This window comes from Lapillicoccus sp. (genome assembly GCF_039935575.1).
Classification (GTDB): domain Bacteria; phylum Actinomycetota; class Actinomycetes; order Actinomycetales; family Dermatophilaceae; genus Lapillicoccus.
Window position 1 is genome coordinate 1 of the sequence record NZ_JBDTKA010000027.1, and the last position, 5,307, is coordinate 5,307.

Annotated in this window: 4 protein-coding genes; all 4 read left to right on the top strand. The window is 68.1% G+C overall.

Annotated features, from left to right (window positions below; genetic code table 11):
* The first annotated feature begins 3 nt into the window (after window positions 1-3).
* Entirely contained in the window at window positions 4-1,644 is a 1,641-nt protein-coding gene (locus tag ABI385_RS03560; protein WP_348102363.1) for a DNA repair helicase XPB, read from the top strand.
* A gap of 164 nt (window positions 1,645-1,808) precedes the next feature.
* Window positions 1,809-2,864 carry a hypothetical protein gene (locus ABI385_RS03565; protein WP_348102360.1) on the top strand — a complete coding sequence of 352 codons (1,056 nt, stop codon included), beginning with the start codon at window positions 1,809-1,811 and terminating at the stop codon, window positions 2,862-2,864.
* Between the two features lie 72 nt (window positions 2,865-2,936).
* Complete coding sequence (locus ABI385_RS03570) at window positions 2,937-4,823, top strand: hypothetical protein (protein WP_348102361.1); 1,887 nt, start codon at window positions 2,937-2,939, stop codon at window positions 4,821-4,823.
* Window positions 4,824-4,903: 80 nt separating this feature from the next.
* Window positions 4,904-5,307 (top strand): response regulator (locus ABI385_RS03575; RefSeq protein WP_348102362.1); only part of this gene is annotated, 404 nt, incomplete at its 3' end.

Here is a 5,307-nt window from a genome sequence, read left to right on the forward strand (position 1 = left end):
ACCATGACTGACGGCCCCCTCATCGTCCAGAGCGACAAGACGCTCCTCCTCGAGATCGACCACCCCGGCGCCGAAGAGGCACGGCGGGCCATCGCCCCGTTCGCCGAGCTCGAGCGCGCACCGGAGCACGTCCACACCTACCGGGTCACGCCGCTCGGTCTCTGGAACGCCCGGGCCGCAGGTCACGACGCCGAGCAGGTCGTCAACGCCCTCATCACCCACAGCCGGTATGCCGTGCCTCAGGCCCTGCTCATCGACGTCGCCGAGACGATGGACCGTTACGGACGACTGACGCTGGACAAGGACCCCACCCACGGGCTCACCCTGCGCACGACCGACCGCCCCGTTCTGGAAGAAGTGTTGCGGCACAGGCGGATTCAGCCGCTGCTGGGCGCGCGGATCGACGACCTTACCGTCGCCGTCCACCCGTCGGAGCGCGGCCACCTCAAGCAGGAGCTGCTCAAGGTCGGCTGGCCTGCCGAAGACCTCGCGGGCTACGTCGACGGCGAGGCCCACCCCATCGAGCTCGACCTCACGAACTGGTCGATGCGTCCCTACCAGCAGCAGGCCATCGACGGTTTCTGGCATGGCGGCTCGGGTGTCGTCGTGCTGCCCTGCGGCGCCGGCAAGACGCTCGTCGGAGCAGGCGCCATGGCCGCCGCCAAGGCCACCACCCTCATCCTCGTGACCAACACCGTCTCGGCCCGGCAGTGGAAGGATGAGCTCATCAAGCGCACCTCCCTCACCGAGGAGGAGATCGGTGAGTACTCCGGCTCCCGCAAGGAGATCCGCCCGGTGACCATCGCCACCTACCAGGTGCTGACGACCAGGCGGAAGGGCGTCTACACCCACCTCGACCTGCTCGATGCCCGCGACTGGGGGCTCGTGCTCTACGACGAGGTCCACCTCCTGCCCGCGCCCATCTTCCGGATGACGGCCGACCTGCAGGCCCGGCGCCGGCTCGGACTCACAGCGACGCTCGTGCGCGAGGACGGCCGGGAGGGCGATGTCTTCTCCCTCATCGGCCCGAAGCGCTTCGACGCGCCCTGGAAGGACATCGAGGCGCAGGGCTACATCGCCCCGGCCGACTGCGTCGAGGTGATGGTGAGCCTGCCCGACGGCCAGCGCATGGCGTACGCGATGTCGGAGCCGGAGGAGCGCTACCGCCTCTCGTCCTGCAGCAGCGCCAAGGACGCCGTCGTGGAGCAGCTCGTGGCTCGGCACCACGGCGAGCCGACGCTCGTCATCGGGCAGTATCTTGACCAGCTCGACGGTCTCGCCGAGCGGCTCCACGCCGACCTCATCACCGGGGAGACGACCGTCGCGGTGCGCCAACGGCTCTACCAGGCCTTCCGCGACGGCGAGATCGGCCTGCTCGTCGTCAGCAAGGTCGCGAACTTCTCGATCGACCTGCCCGAGGCGAGTGTCGCCATCCAGGTCTCAGGCACCTTCGGCTCCCGGCAGGAGGAAGCCCAGCGCCTCGGACGCGTGCTCCGCCCCAAGGGCGACGGCCGCACGGCGCACTTCTACACCGTCGTCGCCCGCGATACCGTCGACGCCGACTTCGCCGCCCACCGCCAGCGCTTCCTCGCCGAGCAGGGCTACGCCTACCGCATCGTCGACGCGGACGACCTGCCCGTCTGACGCCTCATCGCAGCCGGGCGTGGAACGCAGGACAGGTCTCGACGCTGCGCCACCGCGGTCGACGGTCAGGTTCTTCACATCTGGCGACATGGGGTCGAGATCGTCGCTATCTTTCGTTGGCACAGGACGCCTGTGACGACGTCGCCCTCTCCTCGGAGGTGGTTATGCCGGGAACAGCAGTGCTCGATACGGCTGTCGGCCTTGCGTTCATGTTCTTTCTTGTCGCGCTGGCCTGCTCCGCACTCGTGGAGTTCGTCGCCAACGTGGTCAAGAAGCGCTCGAAGTACCTGCTGCGGGGACTCCGCGACCTCTTGGACACCCCCAGCCCGGCGAATCCCCCTGGATCGGCGGCCACGTCGCCTTCGCCCACATCCCGCCGCAAGGCCGAAAATGGCCTGTACGACAAGGCTCTCGAGGCTCAACCTTCCAAAATCGAGCCCTCTCAACGTCAACCGCCCACCGCCAGCACGGACCTGGTCGGACCGACCGAAGTCCCGATGACCCTGGCCGTGATGGGTCACCCGTTGGTCCGGCCCTTCATGCAGTCGGGAGTGACCGGCGCCCAGAACCGCAACCCGAGCTACCTCCCCGCGAAGACCTTCGCGGCCGCCTTGGTCGACCTGCTCGTGCCGAATGCGCAGGGGAAGACCACCATCGACGACATTCGAGCAGCCGTCGTGGCGCTCAACCCGTCGATCCCGTTCCGGGGCGCGCTGCTCGCCCTGCTGAACACGGCGGCCACGGACGTGAACGCGTTCACCACGTCCGTGGAGCAGTGGTACGACAACGCCATGGACCGGATCAGCGGCTCCTACAAGCGTTGGGCCAAACGATGGATCATCGTCATCGCCCTCGTGGTCGCCATCGCGCTTCAGATCGACACCATCCAGGTCGCCAGCTCCCTCTACTCCGATGGACCCTTGCGCGAGGCGGTCGTCGCGGAGGCCACGAACCACACGCTCTGCCCCCAAGGTGAGTCGGTGGAGAAAACCCGCGCCTGCGTCGACACGGAGCTGGCCAAGCTGCAGACGACGGCCGGCCTGCCGGTCGGTTGGAGCTCGATGACCACTCCGGGTGACGCCTACGGCTGGCTGCTGAAGCTTCTCGGCTGGGGTCTGACCGCCCTTGCCGCGTCCTTCGGAGCCCCCTTCTGGTTCGAGGCCCTGAGCAAGCTCGGCTCACTTCGCAACACCGGCGCGAAGCCGGCCCCCACCACGTAGCTCCCTGGGCCGCTCGGCCCGGCCCGAGCATCCCAACCGCATCACGACGTCCGTCCCCTCGGGAGGCACACCATGGATGTACCGAGCCTGACCTCACCCGTGACGTACCTGTCCCGAGCTGACGACAGCAGGCAGTGCGACCTGATCATGAAGGGTGGCATCAGCTCCGGCATCATCTACCCGCGAGCCGCCTGCACCCTGGCGGCCACGTACCGCTTCCGGTCGGTCGGGGGCGCGTCAGCAGGTGCCATCGCCACCGCCGCCGTGGCGGCGGCGGAGCACGGCCGGAAGACGGGCGGCTTCGTCCGGTTGTTCGCGCTACCCGACGACCTGGGCACCAGCCTCGCTGGACTCTTCCAACCGGGTCCGACCACGAAGCGCCCCTTCTCGATTCTCTCCGCGTGGCTCGAACCGAAGTTGTCGGTCGCGGCCAAGCTCAAAGCTACGGCGATCGCGGTGGCCGCGGACGCTCCGGTCGTGTTCGCGCTCGTCCTTGCGGGCCTGCTCGTGGTGCCGCTGGCCGCGATTGCGCTCACCGGCGGTGCGGGTCTCCAGCACTGGCTCGGCTGGGCCATCGCCGCCCTGGTCTGGATCCCCACCGCGACGATCCTGGCTCTGGCCGCCGCGGGCTACGTCCTGGCCAAGCGCACCCTGACCGCCATGACCGGCAACGGCTTCGGCCTGTGCAACGGCCACCAGCGCGACCCCTCGACTGACGCGGCCCCCCTCACCGACTGGATGACTGCGACCTTCGACAACCTGGCGGGGAAAGCCCCCGGGGAGCCGCCGCTGACCTTCGGTGACCTCTGGGGCGAGGCCGCCACTGCCCTACAACGGCCCATCACCGACCGCGACGACCAGGATCTGCCCGTCGACCCCACCCAACGAGCCGCCGCTGCCGCCGCGCGGGACGTCGACCTGGTCGTGATGACGACCTGCCTGACCTTTCAACGCCCCTACCGGTTCCCGTTCACCGACAGCACGTTCTTCTTCTGCCCGGAACACCTGGGCGAGTACTTCCCGCAACAGGTCGTCACCCACATGCTCGCCACGACGTCGGCGGTCGCGGACAGGTCAGACACGGTGGATGGTGCGGAACAACCCATCAGCATGCGCTGTCCCACCCACCACAGCCAGGTCCACCACCTCCCGCACCCCTGGGACATTCCCGTCGTGGTGGCGGCGCGGCTCTCGCTCAGCTTTCCCGGGCTGATCAGCGCGGTCCCGCTGTTCACCGTCGACGACAGCCGCAAACCGGGCTCCCGCACCCTGATCCCGGTGTGGTTCTCCGACGGCGGCATCTCCAGCAACTTCCCGATGCACTTCTTCGACTCGCCGTTCCCCGGACGCCCGACCTTCGGTATCGACCTCGGCCCGCTCGACCCCGACTACCCTGATGAGCTGGTGTACAAGCCCCCGCGCCAAGGAGGGACAGGCCAGCCGTCCGCAACCCCACTGCCAGGGATGCTCGCGTTCGGACACGCCATCCTCAACACCATGCAGGACTGGGTCGACAACACCCAGATCACGATGCCCGGATTCCGCGACCGCATCGTCACCGTCCGCCAACGACCTGGCGAAGGGGGGATGAACCTCAAGATGCCCGCTTCCACCATCTCGTCACTGGCCGACCGCGGCGCCGAGGCCGCCAGGAAGTTCAGCGACTTCGACCTGCACCTCCACCAGTGGATCCGCTACCGCGTGGCCATGTCGGGCAACGACGAGATGCTCACCTCGCTCAACGCCAAGTACGTCAACGGTTTCCAAGACTTCATCGGCACCTATGGGCCCATCACCGATCACTTCAAGATCGGCGGACCCGCCGCAACAACCGCCGACGCCTCCGCCACCCAGGCACTCATGTCGCTCGCCGGCAGGTGGGTGACCGACGAGCACCCCTCCTCCGCCGGAGAGCTCCCGGCGCCGAAACCCGACATCAGGTTCGTGCCTCGTCAATAGCCCACGGAGACCCACGGACGGGGAATTCGCGTCCAGCCGACGTCCAGCAAACTCACAGGCTGGGGGGTCACACTGATGAGGTGACCGACACCCTGACCCACGAAGCGACCCTCCTCGTCGTCGAGGACGAACCCAACATCCGCGAGCTGCTCGCGACGTCGCTCCGGTTCGCCGGCTTCGAGGTCTCGGTCGCCAGCGACGGGCAGAGCGCCCTACTCAGTGCCTCCGAGCACAAGCCCGACCTCGTGGTGCTCGACGTGATGCTCCCCGATATGGACGGCTTCGAGGTGACCCGCAGGCTGCGTGAGTCCGGTCGGCAGCTGCCGATCGTGTTCGTCACGGCCCGCGACTCCGTCGACGACAAGATCAAGGGTCTCACCGTTGGCGGCGACGACTACGTCACCAAGCCGTTCAGCCTCGAAGAGGTCGTCGCCCGCATCCGCGCGGTGCTCCGCCGCACCCGGGGCGACGAGGACAGCACGGC